This window comes from uncultured Polaribacter sp. (assembly GCF_947495205.1).
Classification (GTDB): Bacteria; Bacteroidota; Bacteroidia; order Flavobacteriales; family Flavobacteriaceae; genus Polaribacter.
The window spans coordinates 79,450-101,489 of sequence record NZ_CANLXV010000005.1; the positions used below are offsets into that span (position 1 = coordinate 79,450).

The window sequence follows — 22,040 nt, forward strand, 5'->3', positions numbered from 1 at the left end:
TGAAAATCAAAAATAGCGGAAATTAAATTGTGAATGAAAAAATTTAAGAAAAAATAATGCTACTTTTTTATACTTTTTTCAATAATTTAGCTGAAAACTTAAGAATTCTATAGCAATGAAAAATATAGCTTTAAATGATATACATGTTGCCTTAGGCGCAAAAATGGTTCCTTTTGCAGGTTATAACATGCCTGTACAATATGAAGGTGTTACTGCAGAACATTTAACAGTAAGAGAAAATGTTGGTGTGTTTGATGTAAGCCACATGGGCGAATTTTTAGTTAGTGGAGAAAATGCTTTGGCTTTAATACAAAAAGTAACCTCTAATGATGCTTCCAAACTAGCTATTGGTGATGCACAATACAGTTGTTTTCCTAATACAGAAAATGGTATTGTAGATGATTTAATTTGTTATAGAATTAAAGAAAACACCTATTTATTGGTTGTAAATGCTTCTAATATTGAAAAAGATTGGAATTGGATTTCTAATTACAATAAAGATTTTAATGCAGATTTAAAAGATTTATCTGAAGGATATTCTTTACTAGCCATTCAAGGACCAAAAGCAATTGAAGCAATGCAATCTTTGTCGTCTTTAGATTTGGCGGCAATACCTTTTTATAAATTTAAAGTGGGTGATTTTGCAGGAATCGAAAACGTAATTATCTCTGCAACAGGCTATACAGGTTCTGGTGGTTTCGAAATTTATTGCAAAAACAATGAGGTAGCACAAGTTTGGAACAAAGTACTTGAAGCTGGTGCAGCTTTTGGTATTAAACCTATTGGTTTGGCTGCAAGAGATACCTTAAGAACAGAAATGGGTTATTGTCTATATGGCAATGATATTAATGAAACTACATCTCCAATAGAAGCCGGTTTAGGTTGGATTACAAAATTTACCAAAGATTTTGTAAATGCAGATGCGCTAGCAAAACAAAAAGAAATGAAACCAAAAAAACGTTTGGTTGGTTTTGAGTTAGATGAAAGAGGCATTCCAAGACATGGCTATGATATTGTAGACGAAAATGGAAACCTTATAGGAAATGTAACCTCTGGCACTATGAGCCCTTGTCTACAAAAAGGAATTGGTATGGGCTATGTACCTGCTTTATTTGCAAAATCTGGTTCTAAAATTTACATACAAGTGCGTAAAAAAGCAATACCAGCAACAGTAGTAAAATTGCCTTTTTATAAAGGGTAACTTGCTTATCTCTTAAAATTAACAAAACCTTACGCGTACAAAATTTTAGATAACAGGTTTTTTTATTTTTAAAGAAGTATTTTTACCACATTAAAGCAAATATTGCAGAATTATGAATTGTCTTTTAACCGGCGGAACAGGAATTGTAGGTAGTCATGTTATTTTTGATTGGATACAAAAAGCACTTGTAGAAAAAACGGTAAACCATTTATATGTAGTTATAAGGGCAAATGAAAAATCTGCAAAACAACGTTTAATAGATATTTTACAAGACAATTCTAGACCACAATTTTTAAATAACTTTAGTTTAGAACAATGTTTAGAGAAAGTAACTGTAGTAAGCTCAGATTTGGCTACGATTTCTAAAAAAAACCTAGTTAATCTTAATTTTGATACAGTTATACATTGTGCAGGTTCTACTAATTTAGCCAATACAGCAGATTCAAAAAACACGGTACACAATCAAAATTTTTTAGTAACTCAACAACTTTTAAATCAATTACCAGATTTTGTAAAACGCTTTATTTACATTAGTACGGCTTACTCTTTTGGTATTCAAAAAAACAAAGTAAATGATGCTATTGCCAATTACAAGGCAGAAAAATTTAGAAATCCGTATGAAAAATCTAAATATGAAAGTGAGCGTTTTGTAAAGGAAATTTGTGCGGCTAAAAATATAGATTCACAAATTTTAAGACCGAGTATTATTTGTGGACGTTTAATTGACAAACCTTTTTTTGAAACACCAAAATTTGATGTTTTTTATGCGTGGCCAATATTTTTAAATAAATATGCCAATACAACTTTAGACAATTTTAGAATTTGGATTGATAAAAAAAGTGGGCTAAATATTGTTCCTGTAGATTTTGTTTCAAAAACAATTATACATGCCTTTTTAAATCCATCTATAAAAGAATTAAATATTGTAAATCCTAAACAGATATTGCATAAAAATTATGTAGGTAAAGTTTTAGAATCTTTTAAAATGACTTCTTACGAATATGTAACTCAAAAACCAGAAAATTTAAATGGTTTTGAGCAATTGTACTATAAAACAATTGGTGCAATTTTTGAAAACTATATATCTATACCCGATTTGCAATTCAATTCAGAAAAAATTGTAAAAATAATTCAGCAATTACAACTCGATGTTACCTTAGGTGTTCATGATAATTTTATGAACTTAATTAATTTTTCAGTAGAAAAAAACTTCAAGAAAAGTTATCAATCTAGCTAAATATTAAAACTAAAACCTTTGGATTCTTTAACGCAAATTGTTTTAGGTGCTGCTGTTGGTGAAGCTGTTTTAGGCAAAAAAATAGGCAATAAAGCGCTTTTGTATGGTGCTGTTGCAGGTACAATTCCAGATTTAGATGTTGCAGCTTCTTATTTTACAGATACTGTTACTGCTTTAGAAATTCACAGAGGTTTTACACATTCCATTTTATTTTCTGTGCTGTTTGCACCAATTTTTGCTTTTTTAGTAAGTATATATGAGTCTTATAAAAACATAAAAAACTGGAGTTGGCTTTTCTTTTGGGCTTTTATAACGCACCCAATTTTAGATGCCCAAACCACCTGGGGCACACAATTGTTTTGGCCTTTAGATGTAAGATTAGCATTTAAAAATATTTTTGTAATAGACCCTTTATACACTATTCCTTTTTTAGTTTTTCTAATTCTAACAATGCGTCAAAAAAGAGGAACTCAAAAAAGATGTTTCTACAATAATTTGGGTTTAATAATTAGTAACAGTTATTTAATTATTACATTAATTTTAAAAAGTATTGCTTTTACTAATTTTAAAAAAGAATTAAAAATTCAAAATATTACCTACCAAGAGTTAGCAACCAAACCTAGCCCTTTAAACACTATGTTATGGACAGCAAATGTGAAAACTAAAGATGCTTTTTTAATAGGAAACGCTTCTTTTTTTGATACAAAACCGACTTATTTTTCTAAATATTATAAAAATCATCATTTATTAGGTGAACTTGCAAATCACCAAAAAATTAAAAGAATGATTGCCATTACCAAAGGTTGGTACACCATTAACAAAATAGAAAATCAACTTTATTTTAATGATTTAAGATTTGGAACTTTAAGTTTAGCACCAAATGCAGAAAATTTTGTTTTTAAGTATAAAATTAAAATTGATGCCAAAGGAACTCCCTTTTTTATCGAACAAAAAAAAGCAAAAAGAGATGGCAAAAAATTAATTTTTGAACTTTATAAACGAATAAAAGGGAATTAAAAACCTTTTTTTGTAAGGAACTTCATAAAGTTTCGATTACTAAAAAAAATCTATTAACCTATTAAACTAAATTATGAAAAAATCTATTATTACCTTATTTTTAGGAGCTGCAATACTTTTAAGTTGTAAAAAAGAAACTGTCAAAGAAAATACGGAAACATCAACAAAAAAAGAAAACATAGCTACTAATCTCTCAGAAAAAATTGAAATAGCACACAACAAAGAAGCTTTTTTATCTCAAGAAGCTATTAAGTTTAATGTTGTAATTAATTTTGGAGGTAATGAAATTTTAAATGCTACAATTTCTGCAGCCACAAACTCTGAATATGCAATTATAGAAAAGAAAGATGGTAGCAAAATTTATGTAAATAAGGAAAATGTTTTTGCCTCACCAGAATTAAAAGAAGATGCATCTGTTAGGTTTCATGCATACACTTGGTCATACTTTTTCTTATTGCCTTATAAATTAAATGATGTTGGTACAAAATGGAATTTTGATTACAAATCAAACGAAACCAAAAATATATTTAATACTGCAAAACTAAGCTTTGAAGAAAATATTGGCGATGCACCAAAAGATTGGTATGTAATTTACGCAAACAAAAATACAAATGTATTAGAGCAAGCAGCTTATATTGTTACTGCTGGCAAAACGCAAGAAGAAGCAGAAAAAGATCCTCATGCAATAAAATATGAAAATTATGAGCTAACAAAAGGAATTCCTATTGCTAACAATTGGTCTTTTTGGGGTTGGAATAATAATGATGGAATTACACAAAAAATTGGCTTTGCTAAAATATCTGACATTCAATTTATAAAAGGCTTTAAAAATAAAGTACAAAATATACCTAATGGATTTGTAAAAAAATAGTGCATTCATTTTATAAAAAATCCATTAAGAAAATTCTGAATTCAAAAAAAGAGACTGATAAAAACAGTCTCTTTTTTTTTTTGAAGTTTGTCTAATTCTAAAATAGTGTTACCTTAAAATTATTAATGTAATAAAAGGTAAAAATCAATATGAACAACCTTTAATTCAACATTCTGATAGTTGATTGCAGTATTGCTTTAATAATTATCAAGAATTGCTTAGTGAACATGTATTTAAGTTTAGTATGACAGAAAAATAAAATCTTAATGATATTGTAGTTTTAGAGAGCGTTTATGTAATTTTAAAAGAAGAATTTCATACCAAAAGTTGTACTGTAAAATTAAAACTCAAAAAACAACTTATTGAAAAATCAAACGAAAATTACAATCAAGAAAAACCTCATTTGTCTAATTATATGCTAATTCATGATCAAATAAACAAATAAGTTGAAATACAAATGAAAACATATAAATCAAAAAAACTGAACAATGCTAGTATTGTTCAGTTTTAATTGTAATCCTTTATAATCTGTAACGGTTATTTAGAACTTAAAAAAGCTTACTAATTAACTAATACTCACTGTACAATTTTTATTAATTTCTGCTATTTCTTTCTCAAAATTTTCTATTTGAGTAATAATGGTTTCAAATTGATTTAAATCTGCTGTTAAACTATTTATAGCATTTTCTATACTATTAAAAGGCGCGTCCAATTCATTTGCTAACTGATTCAGTTTATCTAAACCAGGAATACTTGGCAAATTAATATTTAAATGCAATGCTTTTAAAACCGGATTTAAAACAGCGTTCATTGCTTTGTTTAATAAATCCATAACAGGACCAATAACGCTTAAACCGCCTTTTAAAATTTGTTCTACAGAAAAAGAAAAATAAACGGTATGCCAACCACAAGGGTAAGGTACGCCCCATTTTTTGCACATTTTAGGGTAACCTCCATAAGGAACTCTAATGGTGTGTGAAAGTACATTTTGTACCGCTTTTAACGCGCTAATTACAGGATTTAAAACTGTAAAAACAGCATCTATATGTGCACTAATAGCTGTTAAGCTACTTGCCAAACTTAACATACTTTTTAATTGGTTTTCTGCATCATTTATAGCATTTAATAAGGTGGTTTGCAGCTTATCAAAACCTAAAACTACAGGATCTATTGTTGCAGATACTTTGTCTAGCTGCCCAACTAAACCGTCTTTTACAGTTCCGTTTGGTAAAGAATTTATACAATGAGTTGCACCACCTAAAGCTGCTATCAATTTGTTTTCTTCATTCATGGTATTTAAAAGCGCAGTATCTACCTGTTTTACTTTTGGCGTTATTTGTTCTATTTTATTTCTTACAGGGCCAACAACATTTTCTAATTTATTAGATGCTGTTAACGCTTCTGAAATTGGACCTTTAAAAGTAGAAATTACATTTCTAAGTTCTGCAGCTTCTTCACCAATTTCTGGAATAATAGAAACCACTTCTAGCAATTGATCTGCTTCTCCTAAAGCAGTATTTAAATCACTTAAAGAAGTGTTTATTTTTTTTGAAATTAATAAATCTTGATCTATTGTTTTTAAATCTTGATCTACCTTTTTTACATCACTCTCTAATTGTGCTGTATGATTTTCTGTTGTACTTAAGTCGTGTAGTAATTTGTTAGTACCTTCTGTTACCATTTCTTAAAATATTTAAACTCTTACTCTATTTATTTTTTGGCTTTTCAGATTCCGCCATTGCAAATAATATTTGCTGTTTGATTACATGACAAATATCTTATGAAACCTTGGTGTTTTTTAGCGTGTAAATACGCTATTCAATAAAATGTAATTAATACGCAAGTAATTTAACTTGCTAGAAAAAAAAGTAGTTTACCCTAATTAATATATTTAATATCAATTATTTAAAACTAATATATTGTAAATTAAATCGTGGTGATTTTTAAAAAACAGTGTATTGTGTAGTACGAATTTCTCCTTTATTATTAGGTAAAGAAATACGAACCAATTCTTTACAATATATAGGCTTAAAGTTAAAAGGCGGCTTTAAAAGATGAATTCCACTTTGTTTTTTAATACGAATTCCTTGACCAGAAATAATGTCTTTATTGGGGGTAAATTCGCCAGTGGGCAAATGTTCTGTAAGCAATACATATTTGTAGTTGGCAAGTTTTTTAACAATACACTGTACTTCTGCATTAGAAAGATGCTGTAAAACTTGTCTTACAATTACACAATCTGCAGTGGGTAAAACTGCTTTAGTAATGTCTAAAGTTTTAAAAGTTAAATTACTATGTTTAAAAATAGACTTATTTCTTTCAATTAAAGATGCTACAATATCTATAGCAATATACGTTTTTGCATAATTAACTAACTGATTTCCAATATTAAAATCTCCACAACCTAAATCACAGACCGTAAGTTTATTTTTAAAAGATGATAAAAAAGCCTGTATTGCGTTAATGTAAGGTGTAACCATTTCTGGGTTATGAGAACCTTCTCCAGAATAAAATTCTTTTTCATTTCCTCCCCAAAGACTTAAATCATAAACTTGTTCCATGGCTTTTTGTGTTGGCCACGGTTGCTTGGTCTTCGTTTTTTTTTGATTTGGATTTGGCAAATTATTTTAATTTTTCCAAAAATACAAATTGAAGTTATTATTATTTCATTTAAAATACAGAAAACACTAAACAAAAAAATCCCAATCTTTTCAATTGGGATTTTTTAGAAACTAAATACTAATTTTAAACCTATACTTAATTCTCTATTTCTTTATAAGAAATACAATGGAAACACTGAAACGAGTTTAGTATTACATCTTTATTATACATTAAATCTAAAATGCATAACATCGCCATCTTTTACAATGTATTCTTTACCTTCTACTCTCATTTTACCCGCTTCTTTTACTTTGGCTTCAGAACCAAAAGCAACATAATCTTCATAAGCAATAGTTTCTGCTCTAATAAAACCTTTTTCAAAATCTGTATGTATTACACCTGCTGCTTGTGGTGCAGTTGCTCCAATAGGAATTGTCCAAGCTCTCACCTCTTTTACACCTGCAGTAAAATAAGTTTGTAAATTTAAAAGTTTATAAGCAGAGCGTACCAAACGAGAAACACCTGCTTCTTCTAAGCCAATATCTGCTAAGAACATTTGACGCTCTTCATAATCATCCAATTCTGTAATATCTGCTTCTGTACCAACTGCTAAAACAATAACTTCTGCATCTTCATCTTTAACGGCTACTCTTACTTTTTCTACATAATCGTTACCAGAAACGGCCGCACTTTCATCAACATTACAAACATACAATACTGGTTTTGCTGTAATAAATTGTAAAGATTGTACGTATTCTATTTCTTTTTCAGAAAAATCTAAAGCTCTTACAGAAACACCAGATAATAAGGTTTCTTCTACTTTTAATAAAACAACCAATTCTGCTTGTGCTTCTTTGTTGCCTGTTTTTGCGGTTCTTTTTACGCGTTCTAATCTTTTTTGAACAGTTTCTAAATCTTTTAATTGCAGTTCTATATCAATAGTTTCTTTGTCTCTAACTGGGTCTACAGAATTATCTACATGAATAATATTATCGTTATCAAAACAACGTAAAACGTGCAAAATAGCATCTGTTTCTCTAATATTTGCCAAAAATTGATTTCCTAAACCTTCCCCTTTACTCGCTCCTTTTACCAAACCTGCAATGTCTACAATTTCTACAGTTGCTGGTAAAACTCGTTCTGGATTAACCAATTCTTCTAATTTTTCTATACGTGTGTCAGGAACATTTACCACTCCTAAATTAGGTTCTATAGTACAAAACGGAAAGTTTGCACTTTGTGCTTTTGCATTAGATAAACAGTTAAATAAGGTTGATTTTCCTACGTTTGGTAATCCTACAATTCCAGCTTTCATTTGTTATTTTCTAGTTTAATTAACTTAATTTTAGTTAATCTTTTATAATTTTTTCAAAATGCAAATATAATACTTTGTTAAACTTAAATCTCTTTTTTTTGGGAATATAAAATTGCCCTACATTTCTAAAAAAATCAACCAACCATGCTTAAAAAATTACTTTTTATTACCTTTTTTCTTTTTGGATTTTTTACGATTTCTGCACAAGAAATCTCAGGAAAAGTTATTGACTTTGCTTTTAAAAAAGCAATTGAAAATGTTGCCATACAAACTAGTAAAGAGATTGGAACTGTTTCTAATACAGATGGAAGTTACACCATTTCTGCTAAAAAGATAAGTTATATTACTTTTTCTAAATTAGGTTTTGAGACTAAAACACTTTCTTTAAAGGACTTAGAATACATCAATTTTTTAGTTGTTTTAAAAGAAAAAAGTACATTATTAAAAGGCTTTCAGCTAAATATTGCAAAAATAAGTTTAGATAGCTTGTTGTTTAAAACGCAAAAAAGTATGGAAGAAAATTATTTAAAGACGCCTGTTCAGCAAGACATTTTTGTTATTGATGATCAAAAAATGGACTTTAAAAAATTGAATTTAGATTTAAAGTCGAGTTCTATTCTAAATAAACAAGACAAAACTTTAGCGGAAGAAGAATTAGATAATTTTGCCAAAGAAATAAAACAAAATAAAGCGAACTTTACAAGAGAATACAAAGCCATCATTTTGTCTAAAGACTTTTACATTCCAAAAACAGAAAAAACCTTTAGCATGGTTAGATTAGAAAAAGCAGCAGGTTTTAAAAAAGAAGGTTTTGGCGAAGATTTAACTTTAGACAATATTATTGAAAAATTACAAAACATAGTTTTAAAACATTTAAATAAAAATGTTTCTTTCAAATTAAAATCTGGTTTTTTTAAGGTGGAAGATTCACTTTCTTTCAAAAAAGTTAAAGCTGTAAAAGATTCTATTGATAAAGAAAACTCTTTTAGTAACACAAATCTTAGAGGTTATAAAAACAAAATAAAAGCGAACACTAAATTTTTTGAAGAAAATAAAGAGAAAAACTTTTTAAATAGAAAATATTACAAACATTTCTTAGAGAAAAACGAGCTTTTAGGCACAAATAAATATTATGTTGTTTCTTTTCAACCAATAAAATCGAAATCTAAATTTGCTGGTAAAATCTATATTAACCCCAAAGATTTTTCTATTAGAAAAATAGATTATCATTATGCAGAAAACAAAAAGGGCAACCACATAAATTTAAAGTTTTTATTTGGTGTAAAATTTTCTGAAAACATTAAAAACTGTACTATTTATTTTGAAAAAACAGAATCTGGTAAAATTTACGAATCTTATTTTAAAAATAGTACAACCAGTTATGCGTTTTTAAATAGACCGCTGAAATTTATAGAAAATTCTAAAGAGAAAAACAAAGTAAAATTTAACATTCAATTAGAAATAAACGTTACAGAAGGTTTAGAAATGCTTTTTCTTAATACAACTTCAATAGAAGATTCAAAAATTAAACCTTTAAAAAAAGAAGATTTTAATAAAAGAACCAACTATTTACTAAAAGAAGAATATGCCAATTCTAATTGGAAAGAAAGACAAAAAATTATTGAATATTTAGAAAAATACAAATAAAAAATCCCGAGTTTAAAAAACTCAGGATTTAAATTATTTCTAAAACCTTAAAAGATTAATCATTATGCATAAACGCTTGTTTTGCCAATAACTCTTCTTCTGTTTCTACAATATCTTCATCTGGCACGCAACAATCTACAGGACAAACGGCCGCACATTGTGGTTCATCATGAAATCCTTTACATTCTGTACACTTATCTGGTACAATGTAATAAAGCTCATCAGAAACAGGTTCTTGATCTTCATCTGCATTTACAGCTTTACCACTTGGTAAAACTACATCTCCACTTAAATCTGTACCATCTGCATACTTCCAATCGTCTGCACCTTCATAAATTGCAGTATTTGGGCATTCTGGTTCACAAGCCCCACAATTTATACATTCATCTGTTATTATAATTGCCATAATTTTCTTTTCTGTTTTGTACCTTTGTAACTGCAAAAATAAGTCCAAAAAAAGTTACAACCAAAATAAATGACTCCAATTCAAGATAGAATTAACGCTTTTAACAAATTAGGCGTTTTTTTAAGTCAGTTTTCTAATGAAAAAATAGAAAAAAAAGACAACGTACCCTTTAACGATTTATTTTTTGATGGATTTAAACATCAACTAAAATTAGCACAAGAAAAAAACTCTTGGTTTACCAAAGATAACATCTTACTGTCTTTAGAAAATTGGTCTAAAGCATTAAACACAAGTAATTTAAATAAATGGACCACTAATTTAAAACCAATTTCAGCAGAAAAAACAGTAGCCATAATTATGGCTGGTAATATTCCTTTAGTAGGTTTTCATGATTTTTTAGCCGTTTTAATTTCCGGACATCATGTATTGGTAAAACAATCTTCTAATGACCAACACCTGTTGCCTTTTTTAGCAAAGTATTTAGAGTATGTAGCTGAAAATTTTAAAGGAAAAATAACTTTTACAGCCCAAAAACTAGAAAATTTTGATGCAGTTATTGCAACAGGAAGCAATAATACAGCCAGGTATTTTGAATATTATTTCAAAAATAAACCAAATATTATTAGAAAAAACAGAAATTCTGTGGCTGTAATTACAGGTAAGGAAACCGAACAAGATTTGGAAAAATTATCTGATGATGTTTTTACTTATTTTGGTTTGGGTTGCAGATCTGTTTCTAAATTATACGTTCCTAAAAATTACGATTTTAATCATTTTTTTAATGGAATGTACAACAAAAAAGACATTATAAACAACGCAAAATATGCCAATAATTACGATTATAACAAGGCTGTTTATTTAATGAGTGAATTTGATTTGTTAGAAAATGGTTTTTTAATGATTAAGGAAGATGAGAGTTACTCCTCTCCTATTGCTACCATTTTTTATGAATATTACAACAATCCAATCGATTTAAAAATAAAATTACACGAAGACAAAGATAAAATTCAATGTATTGTATCCAAAGACTTTTTAGCAAATGAAGTTGCCTTTGGTGAAACGCAAAACCCTAAGTTGTGGGATTATGCAGATAATGTAAATACCTTAGAATTTTTATCAGAAATATAAATTAGTTTTTAGTTGATGTTTTTTAGTTTTTAAAAAAGCTTTGAAACTCAAAATAGAATGAAACTCAAAATAGAATGAAAAAACATAATTTTAGTGCAGGACCTTGTATTTTACCTCAGGAAGTACTGCAAAAAGCATCAGAAGCAGTTCTTAATTTTAATAATGATAAGCTGTCTTTAATAGAAATATCACACAGAAGTAAACCTTTTGTTGCTGTTATGGAAAAAGCCAGAAGTTTGGCTTTAGAGCTTTTAGGATTAGAAAACAAAGGCTACAAAGCATTATTTTTACATGGTGGTGCTAGTATGGAGTTTTTAATGGTAGCTTACAATTTATTAAATAAAAAAGCAGCCTATTTAAACACAGGAACTTGGGCGGACAAAGCCATAAAAGAAGCCAAAGAATTTGGTGAATTGGTAGAAGTTGCCTCTTCTAAAGACAAAGGATATAATTATATTCCTAAAGATTTTAGCATTCCTAAAGATGCAGATTATTTTCATTGCACAAGTAACAATACGGTTGCTGGTACACAAATGAAAACGTTTCCAGAAACAAATGTTCCATTAGTTTGTGATATGAGCTCAGATATTTTTTCTCGCCAGTTAGATTTCGAAAAATTCGATTTAATTTATGCTGGCGCTCAAAAAAACATGGGACCTGCAGGCACAACATTGGTCATCATTAAAGAAGCTATTTTAGGAAAAGTAGAAAGACACATTCCAGCTATGTTAAATTATCAGATTCATATAGACAAAGACAGTATGTTTAATACACCAGCCGTTTTTCCTGTTTATGTTTCTATGCTAACACTGCAATGGTTAAAAGATTTGGGTGGTATTCCTTTTATTGAAAAAGTAAACAATAAAAAAGCAGCACTTTTATATGCAGAAATCGATAGAAATTCGCTTTTTGAAGGCATTGTTGCCAAAGAAGATAGAAGTACTATGAACGCAACGTTTATTTTAAAAGATGATTCTTTAAAAGAAAAATTCGATAAAATGTGGGCAGCAGCTGGCATAAACGGTTTAAACGGTCATAGAAGTGTTGGTGGCTATAGAGCGAGTATGTATAATGCTTTACCTTTATACAGTGTACAAGTTTTGGTAGATGTAATGCAAGAATTAGAATCTCAGCTTTAAAGCTTTCTAAAGAGAAAAAAACTAGTTTAAAATTAATACTAAATAAAAACTCCTTCCTATTAGGAAGGTTGGGATGGAATGAAAATATTAGCAAATGATGGCATTTCTAATGGTGGAAAAGACCTTTTAGAAAAAGCTGGTTTTGAGATTTTAACTACCAAAGTAGCTCAAAATCAATTAGAAAATTATATAAACGAACATAATATTGATGCAATTGTAGTTAGAAGCGCTACACAAGTGCATCAAGAATTAATAGAAGCTTGCCCAAGTTTAAAATTAATTGGGCGTGCTGGTGTTGGCTTAGATAATATTGATGTAGCGTTTGCAGAAGACAATGGTTTACACGTAATTAATACTCCAGAAGCCTCTTCTAGTGCTGTAGCAGAATTGGTTTTTGCACATTTATTTGGTTTGGCTAGGTTTTTACATGTTGCAAACAGAGAAATGCCTTTGGAAGGAGATACCCATTTTAAAGAACTCAAAAAAGCATTTGCAAACGGTACAGAATTAAGAGATAAAACCTTAGGTATTATTGGTTTTGGAAAAATAGGACAAGAAGTTGCTAAAATTGCACTTGGTATTGGAATGAAAGTTTTAGCAACCGATCAATTAATTGAATCTGCACCTATTGCATTAGAATTTTTCAACGGACAAAAAATTACTTTTCATATTGATACCGTAGAAAAAGATGAACTTTTAAAAGAAGCAGATTTTATTTCTTTACACGTTCCTGCTCAAGAAGAGTATTTAATTGCTGAAGAAGATTTTAATAAAATGAAAGATGGTGTAGGCATAATAAACACTGCAAGAGGTGGTATTTTGCATGAAGTAGATTTGGTAAAGGCAATTGCAGATGGTAAAGTACAATTTGCTGGTTTAGATGTTTTTGAAACAGAACCAACACCTGCAGTACAATTATTAATGAATCCAGAAATATCTTTAACACCACATATTGGTGCTGGTACAATTGAAGCACAAGAAAGAATAGGTTTAGAATTAGCTAACCAAATAATTGCATTGTTAAAAAATTAATTTTTGTTTTTTAGTTGATGTTTTTTGTAAAACTTTGAAATTTATAAAATGATTCAAAAAAATTTAGAAAATATAAAAAGTCAAATTCCTGCTAACACTACTTTGGTTGCTGTTTCTAAAACCAAACCAATTGAAGATTTACAAGAAGCTTATACTGCTGGTCAGCGTATTTTTGGTGAAAATAAAATACAAGAAATGGTAGATAAGTATGAAGCTTTACCTAAAGACATTAAATGGCATATGATTGGCCATTTGCAAAGTAACAAGGTAAAGTATATGGCTCATTTTGTAGATTTAATTCATGGCGTAGATAAGTTTTCTACCTTAAAAGAAATTAATAAACAAGCCAAAAAGCACAACAGAGTAATTAATTGTTTGCTACAAGCCAAAATTGCAAAAGAAGCTACTAAATTTGGTTTACCTTTTTCGGAAATTGAAGAAATTTTAAATTCATCTTCATTTACAACCTTAGAAAACATTAAGGTTGTTGGTTTTATGGGAATGGCGACATTTACAGACAATCAAAAGCAATTACAAGAAGAATTTTCTTCTTTAAAAACCTTTTTTAATACACAAAAACTAAAAACTGCTGCTAAAAATTGCGAGCTAAATGTATTGTCTATGGGTATGAGTGGCGATTTTAAATTGGCAATTCAAGAAGGTAGCACAATGATTCGCGTAGGAAGTTCTATATTTGGAAATAGAAATTACAATTAAAAAACAATTTAAAAAGAAAGTTTGTACGCAGTTTTAGATATAGAAACAACAGGAGGTAAATTTAATGAAGAAGGCATTACAGAAATTGCCATCTATAAATTTGATGGATTAGAAGTTGTTGATCAATTTATAAGTTTAGTAAATCCAGAAAAAGCAATTCAAGAATTTGTTGTTAAACTTACAGGTATCAACAATAAAATGCTACGTAATGCTCCTAAATTCTACGAAGTTGCCAAACGCATTTTAGAAATTACAGACGGCTGCACTTTAGTGGCGCACAATACTTCTTTTGATTACAGAATTTTAAGCACAGAGTTTGACAGATTAGGTTACAGTTATAATAGAAATACACTTTGTACGGTAGAGCTTAGTAAGCAATTAATTTTAGACCAACCTTCTTACAGCCTTGGAAAACTAACAAAAGCTTTAGGAATACCTATGACAGATAGACATAGAGCCTCTGGCGATGCGTTGGCAACTGTGCAACTATTTAAGTTATTATTAGATAAAGATAACGGAAAAACAATTATACAAAATACTGTAAAATACCACGACAAAAGAATAGAAAAAGAACGCCTAAAAAAATTAATTGAATCTGTACCAAAAGAATTGGGGCTTTTTTATATACATAATAAAGAAGGTAAAGTAATCTTTTTAGGTCGTGGCAAAAATGCAAAAGCAGAAGTAAACAAATTGTTTTTAAAACAAACCAAACGCGCTTTAAAAATTCAAGAAAGAGCAAGTACAATTACTTTTGAAAAATCTGGTAATGATTTATTTATGCGCCTAAAATACCAAATGGAGTTAGATAACTTATCACCAAAATATAACATCAGAAAAAAAAGAAAACCTTATTTATTACATTTTAATAATAATGATTTTATTGTAATTGATAAAGGCAGAACTATAGAAGAACATGCAGTTATCTTAATAGAAAATAATGAAGTATATGGTTATGGCTATACTAATTTAGCCTATCAAGAAAATAAGTTAGCTATTCTTAAAAGTGTTTTAACCATTATTGATGATAAAAACTTAGCAAAAGGAATTGTAAAAGAATATTTGAATAAAAACAAAGTTCAAAAAATTATCCGCTTAGAAAAATGAAAAAAATAGTAACCCTTATTTTAATTTTAATTAGTACTAGTAATTTATGTGCTCAAAATAAAAAATCTACTCAAATGGGGCAAACCAGTATTAAGGAACTACAAATGCCTTTATATGATAAAGATAGTACAGCCAATGCAGTAGTTTTGTATGAACATGCCAATGTTTATTTAGATGCAGAAGAAAACTATAATACTAGAACTGATTATTACTACCGAATAAAAATTTTTAATAAAAATGCATTTGATCTTGCCAACATCATTGTAAACTTATATAAAGAAAAAAAAATTAAAGATATCATGGCCATTTCTTATAATTTGGTAGATGGTAAAATAAACACAACTTCTTTAGATAAAACTAAAATATTTTCTTTAAAAGAAGGAGATAATTGGACCGTTAAAAAATTTACTTTACCCAACATTAAAGAGGGAACAGTAATTGAATACAAATACAGTATTATATCTCCATATTTAGGTTTAGAAGACTGGGTTTTTCAATCTAAAATACCAAAAATAAAGAGTGAATATGATGCCGCTATTTTAGGCAATTATAAATACAATGTTAGAATAATTGGCTTTAACAAACTTGATAAAGATAAACCTTCTATAGATAAAAAATGTATTTTTATAGACGGTTTAGGGCAAGGTGCCTGTGCTGTTTATGCCTATGGAATGTATAATATTCCTGCATTTAAAGAAGAAGATTATATGTTAAGTAAGAAAAATTACTTGTCTAGATTGTCTTTTGATTTAGAATCTTATCACAGTCCTACAGGAGGTGTAGAAAAATATACAACCACTTGGGCAGAAGCAGATAAAAAACTGAAAAGTCAGTTTTTTAACAATCAACTTTCTAAAAAAAGATATTTCAAAAAAAGAATCCCTTTAAACATTTTAGAAACGCCAGATGATTTAGAAAAAGCCAAGAAAATATATAGCTTTGTGCAAAATCATTTTACCTGGAATTCTAATTATTGGACTAGTGAAGACGCAAAAATTAAAGATGCTTTTTTAGAAAAAAGCGGTAATGTAGGTGAAATTAATTTGGCTTTATTTAATAGTTTACAGGCTGCAGATCTTAATGCAAACTTAGTAGTACTTTCTACCAGACAAAATGGAATACCAACAAAATTATATCCTATTATTTATGATTATAATTATGTTGTGGTGCGTACTAAAATCAATGGCATTAATTATTATTTAGATGCTACAGAAAAGTTTTTACCTTTTGGGCAATTGCCAATAAGAACATTAAATGGTGAAGCAAGAATTATAAATTTTAAAGAAGATGGCAATTGGGTAAAACTAAAACCACTTTATAATACTGTTAAAAATTCAAATGCAAAATTAATACTAACTGAAACAGGAGACTTAACCGGCACTTTAAAAATTAATAATACTGGTTATTACGCTGCCAAACAAAGAGAAAAACTAGCAACTATTACGCAAGAAGCTTATCTTGATGATTTTGAAGATAAAGAAATAGACATAGAAGTTGAAAACTATACAGTTTCTGGAGAATTGGAGTTGGATAAACCTTTAAATGAAACATTTGATATTAAAATTTTTATAGCTGAAGATTTAGGCAATACCTTTAGAATTAATCCCTTTTTATTTGATCGTTTTAAAGAAAACCCTTTTAAATTAAGAGAAAGATTGTATCCAGTAGATTTTGGACATCCTATAAATCGTAATTTTGCAATTAGCTTAGAAGTGCCAGCGAACTATAATATTGTAAAAATACCAGAAAATAAAAGTATACAACTGCCAAACAAAGGTGGTTATTTTATTTTAAATACCAATAAAGAGGAAAATAAAATAACCGTATACACGCGATTTAGAATTGCAAAAAAAACTTATAGTAGTGCAGCGTATTTTGCTTTAAAAGAATTATTCAAACAAATTATAATATCTGAAAATTCTTATATTGTTTTAAAAAAGAAAGCTTAACGTAAAATAAATATCGCAATTATAATAAACACTATTATTTGCAACCACTTTAAATAAATTCCTATAGTTTCTTTTTGTTTTATAGTATCTGAAATACTTCCTGCTAACAAAGCAATAGTTGAAAATATAAATAAAGAAACCAGCATAAAAACAACTCCTAAAACGTAAAATTGTGCAATTGTACTTAACGTTTCACTAAATAAAAAACCAGGAAAAAAAGCCAGAAAGAAAATAGATACTTTAGGGTTTAAAACATTCATTACAAAACCTTGTTTAAACAATTGCTTTGTTGTTTTCTTTTGAATGCTTTCTGAAGAAAATAAAATTTTTGAATCGGATTTAAAAACAATATAAGCCAAATATAAAAGGTATAAAGCACCAAATATCTTTATTGCTAAAAATAGCTTTTCTGATTGTTGTATAATTACACTAATACCAAATGCCAATAAAGTTGTATGTACTAAACAGCCAGAAATTAAACCAAAAACAGTGGCTAAACCATATTTTTTTCCATTTACAATGCTTTGCATTAAAACAAAAATATTGTCTGGTCCAGGAGAAATGGCCAAAATAGCGGTTGCAATTGCAAAAGACAATAGTGTTTCTATCATCTTAACAATTTAGCCATTTATGTTTTGTAACAATGCTTTATTAATTTTTTTTATCAATTTAGGACCTTCATAAATAAAACCTGTATACACTTGTACCAAATCTGCACCCGCATTTATTTTTTCTAAAGCATCTGCTGCTGAATGTATACCACCTACTCCAATAATTGGAAATGCCTTGTTAGATTTTTCTGCCAAATATTTTATAACTGCTGTACTTTGTGCTTTAATAGGTTGCCCACTAACACCACCATTGCCTATTTCTTTTAATCTTTCTTCTGAAGCTTTTAAATTATCTCTGGTAGTAGAAGTGTTTGATGCAATTACACCATCAATTTTAGTTTTTGCAACTAATGAAATAATTTCATCCAATTGCATCTCATTTAAATCTGGCGCAATTTTTAATAGTATTGGTTTTTGTTGATCAAACTTTATATTTTCTTCTTGGCAAGACGTAATTAATTCAACTAAATAATCTACATCATTTAATTTTGCATGACTCCCAACATTTGGGCAACTAACATTTAACACAAAATAATCTACATGAGCGTGCAACTCTTTAAAAACTGCCAAATAATCTGCTGTGTAATTTTCTGGAGCAGTTTGGGTATTTTTACCAATATTACCACCAATAATTACTTTACCTTGGTTTCCTTTAAGATTTTTAATTGCCTCTGCTACTCCATCATTATTAAAACCCATCCTATTAATAATTCCTTGATCATCTTTTAAACGAAATAATCTTTTTTTAGGATTACCAACTTGTCCTTTTGGAGTAACTGTACCAATTTCTATAAAACCAAAACCAAAATTTGCCAATTCATTATATAAAACTGCATTTTTATCAAAACCAGCAGCTAAACCAGCAGGGTTCTTAAAGGTTAAACCAAATAAGTTTCGTTCTAATTTTTTATCATTTACTTGATACAAACCTCTAAAAATAGCTGCAAAAAAAGGAATTTTACAAAGCGTTCTTATTAATGAAAATGTAAAATAATGTACTTTTTCTGGATCGAATAAAAATAAAATGGGTCTTATAATTAATTTATACATATGTACGTATTTGTTTGGTCCTAAAATGATAACTAGTGCCAAAAAAAGCCCCAAATAAATGGAGCTTTTAAATTATCTTAAAACAGCTTCTAAATTTTTCTCAAAAGTCTGTTGTAATTTTTGCATTATTTTATCTATCTGCTTGTCTGCTAAAGTTTTGGTTTCATCTTGTAATAAAAAACTTACTGCATAAGATTTTTTGCCTTCTGGTAACTTATCACCTTCATAAACATCAAATAAATCTACAGCTTTAAGTAATTTCTTTTCAGATTGAAAAGCCAAATTATATAATGTTTTAAATTCAATTTTTGAATCTAATAACAAAGCTAAATCTCTTTTTACTGCTGGAAATTTTGGCAACTCAGTTACTTTAACTTTTTTATTGCCTACTAATTTTAAAATTGTATCCCAATTAAAATCTGCAAATAAAACCTCCTGCTTAATTCCAAATTCTTTAAGTATGGAGCGTTTTACAACTCCAAATTCTACCAACTTCATTTTTCCCAAACCTAAAGAAATTCCTTCAGCAAAAACATCTTGTTTGCTTGGTGATGCTTTGGTATTATCTAAACCTAATCTGTTTAAAATATTTACAATAATTCCTTTTAGATAGAAAAAATCTGAATTTTCAGAAGTAACATTCCAACTCTCTACCGTTTTATTTCCTGTAACAAATAAAGTTAAATGCTTGTCTTCTTGATATTTTTCATTGTATTTATGATAGGTTTTACCAAATTCATAAAACTTTAACGCATTATTTTTTCTATTGATGTTGTAAGCAATAGATTCTAAACCGCTAAACAATAAAGACTGGCGCAACACTTTTAAATCGTTACTTAACGGGTTTAACATGGTAACCCCATTTTCTTCATTTATATTTTCAGATAAATCTGTATAAGCTGCTTTTGTTAGCGAATTTGCCATGGTTTCATTAAAACCTAACGCACTCAATTGATTGGCAACAATGTTTTCTACCTTTGTTTCTTTATTAGAATCAAAAGAAATAGAAGTATTTAATTTATGAGAAAATTCGATATTATTATAACCATAAACTCTTAAAATTTCTTCAATAATATCTGCTTCACGTTGCACATCTGTTCTGTAAGAAGGTATAGTTAACCCTAAACCACCCGCTGTTTCGCTATTAATTTTAATTTCTAATGAAGCTAAAATTTTCTTGATAGTTTCTTTAGGTATTTCTTGACCAATTAAACGATATGCATTTTCGTAAGACAAAAACACTTGAAAATCTTCTATTTTTTCTGGATAAAAATCAGATATATCAGAAGCCATTTTACCTCCTGCAAACTCCTCTATTAAAAGTGCAGCTCTTTTTAATGCATATTCTGTTAAATTGATATCTATACCTCTTTCAAATCGGAAAGATGCATCTGTATTTAACGCGTGCCTTTTAGCTGTTTTTCTAACAGAAACCGGATTGAAATAAGCACTTTCTAGAAAAATTGATGTGGTGTGTTCTGTAACTCCAGATTTGCTTCCACCAAAAACACCTGCAATACAAAGTGGATTAGAATCTGCATCACAAATCATAATATCTTCTGCAGATAATTCTCTTTCTACGTCATCTAAAGTGGTAAATTTTGTACCTTCTTCTAAAGTTTTTACAAGAATTTTATTGCCTTTAATTTTTTGCGCATCAAAAGCATGTAAAGGTTGCCCCAATTCGTGCAAAACGTAATTTGTAATATCTACAACATTGTTCTTTGGGCTTAAACCAATGGCCTTTAACCTATTTTGAATCCATTCTGGAGAATCTTTAACCTCAATATCTGTAATTGTAATTCCACAATATCTTGGCGCTAATTCTTTTTTGTCTACTTCTACATCAAAACGTAAAGTTCTTTCATCTACATGAAAATCACTAACAGAAGGTGTAATTAATTCTAAATTTATGTCATTTTGCAGTAAACCTGCTTTTAAATCTCTAGCTACACCAAAATGGCTCATAGCATCTGACCTATTTGGAGTTAAACCAATTTCAAAAACTTGGTCGGTTTCTATATTAAAAACTTCAGCAGCAGGTTTACCAACTTCTAAATCTTCATCAAGAATCATAATCCCATCATGACTAGCACCTAGACCTAATTCATCTTCTGCGCAAATCATTCCATGGCTTTCTTCTCCTCTAATTTTACCTTTTTTAATTTTAAAACCTTCACCTTTATCATCATACAAAGTTGTGCCAATAGTAGCTACAGGCACTTTTTGGCCAGCGTCTACATTTGGTGCTCCACAAACTATTTGCACAGGCTCTCCATTACCTAAATCTACAGTAGTAACCTTTAACCTATCTGCATTTGGGTGTTGTTTACATGTTAAAACATGCCCAACAACAATACCTTTTAAGCTTCCTTTTATAGATTCTTTGGTTTCTATTCCTTCTACTTCTAATCCTAAATCGGTTAATAATTCTCCAGTTTTAACTGCCTCCCAGTCTGTTTGCAAAAACTGTTTTAACCAATTGTATGATATTTTCATAATCTCTTTTTGTGATTTTATAGCGCAAATTTACTGAATTAATATCTTTTTTTTAAGAGATTTATCACTTTAAAAATAGAAGTTTTACAAGGTAATTTATCTAAACAGAAAACTATTTCCAAATTTTAGCAATTGCAATACTTCATGTAAACTAAAAGTTTTATTCAAAAAATTTTAACCATGCTAGTATCAAAAGATTTTAAATTTTGTACTTGAATTTTATTTCCTTTTTACTGAATCAGAAAATGCTGTTGCAAAAGAAGTTTAAAGCAGTTTTTCTTGGGTTTTCGTTTCGATTTAAAACTAAATTTCATAATGCCTTTCCCTTTAAATAGTGGGTATTAATTATAAATTATCCATTTTTCGAAAAGAAATATGCTAAAAGGTTTTTTGTAAAAAAGTGTTACTTCAGCTCAAAAACAAACAGTTTATTTGATTTAAAAACTACAAATCAATGCATTGTAAAGCAAAATAAATAAACAGTTAATTACAGGCCTTTTACTATAGCAAAAG

At 28.8% G+C, this 22,040-nt stretch carries 18 protein-coding genes; 11 read left to right on the forward strand and 7 right to left on the reverse strand.

What is annotated here, in order from left to right:
* The first annotated feature begins 115 nt into the window (after nucleotides 1-115).
* The 4 genes from gcvT to Q0762_RS06280 all read left to right on the forward strand — a co-directional run bounded on the left by gcvT (nucleotide 116) and on the right by Q0762_RS06280 (nucleotide 4,326).
* Complete coding sequence (gene gcvT, locus Q0762_RS06265; RefSeq protein WP_298764913.1) at nucleotides 116-1,201, forward strand: glycine cleavage system aminomethyltransferase GcvT; 1,086 nt, start codon at nucleotides 116-118, stop codon at nucleotides 1,199-1,201.
* Nucleotides 1,202-1,313: 112 nt separating this feature from the next.
* Nucleotides 1,314-2,438, forward strand: a complete 1,125-nt coding sequence (locus Q0762_RS06270) for an SDR family oxidoreductase (RefSeq protein ID WP_298764916.1) — start codon at nucleotides 1,314-1,316, stop codon at nucleotides 2,436-2,438.
* An 18-nt stretch (nucleotides 2,439-2,456) separates the two neighbouring features.
* Nucleotides 2,457-3,455 carry a metal-dependent hydrolase gene (locus Q0762_RS06275; RefSeq protein ID WP_298764919.1) on the forward strand — a complete coding sequence of 333 codons (999 nt, stop codon included), beginning with the start codon at nucleotides 2,457-2,459 and terminating at the stop codon, nucleotides 3,453-3,455.
* A gap of 73 nt (nucleotides 3,456-3,528) precedes the next feature.
* Nucleotides 3,529-4,326 carry a hypothetical protein gene (locus Q0762_RS06280; RefSeq protein WP_298764920.1) on the forward strand — a complete coding sequence of 266 codons (798 nt, stop codon included), beginning with the start codon at nucleotides 3,529-3,531 and terminating at the stop codon, nucleotides 4,324-4,326.
* A gap of 565 nt (nucleotides 4,327-4,891) precedes the next feature.
* On the opposite strand, the gene Q0762_RS06285 is transcribed toward Q0762_RS06280, so the two are convergent.
* The 3 genes from Q0762_RS06285 to ychF form a co-directional block, all read right to left on the reverse strand.
* Nucleotides 4,892-6,007 carry a hypothetical protein gene (locus Q0762_RS06285; RefSeq protein ID WP_298764921.1) on the reverse strand — a complete coding sequence of 372 codons (1,116 nt, stop codon included), beginning with the start codon at nucleotides 6,005-6,007 and terminating at the stop codon, nucleotides 4,892-4,894.
* 262 nt (nucleotides 6,008-6,269) lie between these two features.
* The gene (locus Q0762_RS06290) at nucleotides 6,270-6,887 is read right to left on the reverse strand and encodes a class I SAM-dependent methyltransferase (RefSeq protein ID WP_298764924.1); all 618 of its coding nucleotides are present in this window, start codon (nucleotides 6,885-6,887) and stop codon (nucleotides 6,270-6,272) included.
* A 263-nt stretch (nucleotides 6,888-7,150) separates the two neighbouring features.
* Entirely contained in the window at nucleotides 7,151-8,242 is a 1,092-nt protein-coding gene (gene ychF, locus Q0762_RS06295; protein WP_298764926.1) for a redox-regulated ATPase YchF, read from the reverse strand.
* A gap of 144 nt (nucleotides 8,243-8,386) precedes the next feature.
* On the opposite strand from ychF, the gene Q0762_RS06300 reads away from it, so the two are divergent.
* Nucleotides 8,387-9,889, forward strand: a complete 1,503-nt coding sequence (locus Q0762_RS06300) for a carboxypeptidase-like regulatory domain-containing protein (protein WP_298764928.1) — start codon at nucleotides 8,387-8,389, stop codon at nucleotides 9,887-9,889.
* Nucleotides 9,890-9,944: 55 nt separating this feature from the next.
* On the opposite strand, the gene Q0762_RS06305 is transcribed toward Q0762_RS06300, so the two are convergent.
* Nucleotides 9,945-10,295 carry a 4Fe-4S dicluster domain-containing protein gene (locus Q0762_RS06305; protein ID WP_298764930.1) on the reverse strand — a complete coding sequence of 117 codons (351 nt, stop codon included), beginning with the start codon at nucleotides 10,293-10,295 and terminating at the stop codon, nucleotides 9,945-9,947.
* Nucleotides 10,296-10,364: 69 nt separating this feature from the next.
* Between Q0762_RS06305 and Q0762_RS06310 the strand changes: the two genes are divergently transcribed.
* The 6 genes from Q0762_RS06310 (at nucleotide 10,365) to Q0762_RS06335 (ending at nucleotide 17,367) form a co-directional block, all read left to right on the forward strand.
* The gene (locus Q0762_RS06310) at nucleotides 10,365-11,423 is read left to right on the forward strand and encodes an acyl-CoA reductase (protein WP_298764932.1); all 1,059 of its coding nucleotides are present in this window, start codon (nucleotides 10,365-10,367) and stop codon (nucleotides 11,421-11,423) included.
* Nucleotides 11,424-11,497: 74 nt separating this feature from the next.
* Nucleotides 11,498-12,562, forward strand: coding sequence for a 3-phosphoserine/phosphohydroxythreonine transaminase (serC, locus tag Q0762_RS06315; protein ID WP_298764935.1), 1,065 nt, complete (start codon nucleotides 11,498-11,500; stop codon nucleotides 12,560-12,562).
* A gap of 78 nt (nucleotides 12,563-12,640) precedes the next feature.
* A complete protein-coding gene (locus Q0762_RS06320) occupies nucleotides 12,641-13,594 on the forward strand; it encodes a D-2-hydroxyacid dehydrogenase (protein ID WP_298764938.1) in 954 nt (317 codons plus the stop codon).
* Nucleotides 13,595-13,642: 48 nt separating this feature from the next.
* Nucleotides 13,643-14,311 (forward strand): YggS family pyridoxal phosphate-dependent enzyme, encoded by a 669-nt coding sequence (locus tag Q0762_RS06325; RefSeq protein ID WP_298764940.1) that lies wholly within the window; start codon nucleotides 13,643-13,645, stop codon nucleotides 14,309-14,311.
* A 21-nt stretch (nucleotides 14,312-14,332) separates the two neighbouring features.
* Nucleotides 14,333-15,418 carry a 3'-5' exonuclease gene (locus Q0762_RS06330; RefSeq protein WP_298764943.1) on the forward strand — a complete coding sequence of 362 codons (1,086 nt, stop codon included), beginning with the start codon at nucleotides 14,333-14,335 and terminating at the stop codon, nucleotides 15,416-15,418.
* Nucleotides 15,415-17,367 carry a hypothetical protein gene (locus tag Q0762_RS06335; protein ID WP_298764945.1) on the forward strand — a complete coding sequence of 651 codons (1,953 nt, stop codon included), beginning with the start codon at nucleotides 15,415-15,417 and terminating at the stop codon, nucleotides 17,365-17,367. Before Q0762_RS06330 ends, Q0762_RS06335 begins: the two co-directional genes overlap by 4 nt.
* Here the strand turns inward: Q0762_RS06335 and Q0762_RS06340 are convergent.
* The 3 genes from Q0762_RS06340 to pheT all read right to left on the reverse strand — a co-directional run bounded on the left by Q0762_RS06340 (nucleotide 17,364) and on the right by pheT (nucleotide 21,527).
* Nucleotides 17,364-17,978, reverse strand: coding sequence for a LysE family translocator (locus tag Q0762_RS06340; RefSeq protein ID WP_298764947.1), 615 nt, complete (start codon nucleotides 17,976-17,978; stop codon nucleotides 17,364-17,366). The two genes, Q0762_RS06335 and Q0762_RS06340, sit on opposite strands and share 4 nt — an antisense overlap.
* A 9-nt stretch (nucleotides 17,979-17,987) precedes the next feature.
* Complete coding sequence (locus Q0762_RS06345) at nucleotides 17,988-19,028, reverse strand: quinone-dependent dihydroorotate dehydrogenase (RefSeq protein WP_298764949.1); 1,041 nt, start codon at nucleotides 19,026-19,028, stop codon at nucleotides 17,988-17,990.
* A gap of 72 nt (nucleotides 19,029-19,100) precedes the next feature.
* On the reverse strand, nucleotides 19,101-21,527 hold the full coding sequence (pheT, locus tag Q0762_RS06350; protein WP_298764951.1) for a phenylalanine--tRNA ligase subunit beta: 2,427 nt from the start codon (nucleotides 21,525-21,527) through the stop codon (nucleotides 19,101-19,103).
* Nucleotides 21,528-22,040: the final 513 nt, after the last annotated feature.

Bases quoted from the DNA above. Each gene is read 5' to 3' on its own strand.
- pheT (WP_298764951.1), bottom strand. From the start codon at position 21,527: ATGAAAATATCATACAATTGGTTAAAACAGTTTTTGCAAACAGACTGG.
- Q0762_RS06280 (WP_298764920.1), top strand. From the start codon at position 3,529: ATGAAAAAATCTATTATTACCTTATTTTTAGGAGCTGCAATACTTTTA.
- Q0762_RS06325 (WP_298764940.1), top strand. From the start codon at position 13,643: ATGATTCAAAAAAATTTAGAAAATATAAAAAGTCAAATTCCTGCTAAC.
- Q0762_RS06305 (WP_298764930.1), bottom strand. From the start codon at position 10,295: ATGGCAATTATAATAACAGATGAATGTATAAATTGTGGGGCTTGTGAA.
- Q0762_RS06340 (WP_298764947.1), bottom strand. From the start codon at position 17,978: ATGATAGAAACACTATTGTCTTTTGCAATTGCAACCGCTATTTTGGCC.
- Q0762_RS06345 (WP_298764949.1), bottom strand. From the start codon at position 19,028: ATGTATAAATTAATTATAAGACCCATTTTATTTTTATTCGATCCAGAA.
- serC (WP_298764935.1), top strand. From the start codon at position 11,498: ATGAAAAAACATAATTTTAGTGCAGGACCTTGTATTTTACCTCAGGAA.
- Q0762_RS06285 (WP_298764921.1), bottom strand. From the start codon at position 6,007: ATGGTAACAGAAGGTACTAACAAATTACTACACGACTTAAGTACAACA.
- Q0762_RS06300 (WP_298764928.1), top strand. From the start codon at position 8,387: ATGCTTAAAAAATTACTTTTTATTACCTTTTTTCTTTTTGGATTTTTT.
- Q0762_RS06310 (WP_298764932.1), top strand. From the start codon at position 10,365: ATGACTCCAATTCAAGATAGAATTAACGCTTTTAACAAATTAGGCGTT.
- Q0762_RS06335 (WP_298764945.1), top strand. From the start codon at position 15,415: ATGAAAAAAATAGTAACCCTTATTTTAATTTTAATTAGTACTAGTAAT.
- Q0762_RS06320 (WP_298764938.1), top strand. From the start codon at position 12,641: ATGAAAATATTAGCAAATGATGGCATTTCTAATGGTGGAAAAGACCTT.
- Q0762_RS06290 (WP_298764924.1), bottom strand. From the start codon at position 6,887: ATGGAACAAGTTTATGATTTAAGTCTTTGGGGAGGAAATGAAAAAGAA.
- Q0762_RS06270 (WP_298764916.1), top strand. From the start codon at position 1,314: ATGAATTGTCTTTTAACCGGCGGAACAGGAATTGTAGGTAGTCATGTT.
- gcvT (WP_298764913.1), top strand. From the start codon at position 116: ATGAAAAATATAGCTTTAAATGATATACATGTTGCCTTAGGCGCAAAA.
- ychF (WP_298764926.1), bottom strand. From the start codon at position 8,242: ATGAAAGCTGGAATTGTAGGATTACCAAACGTAGGAAAATCAACCTTA.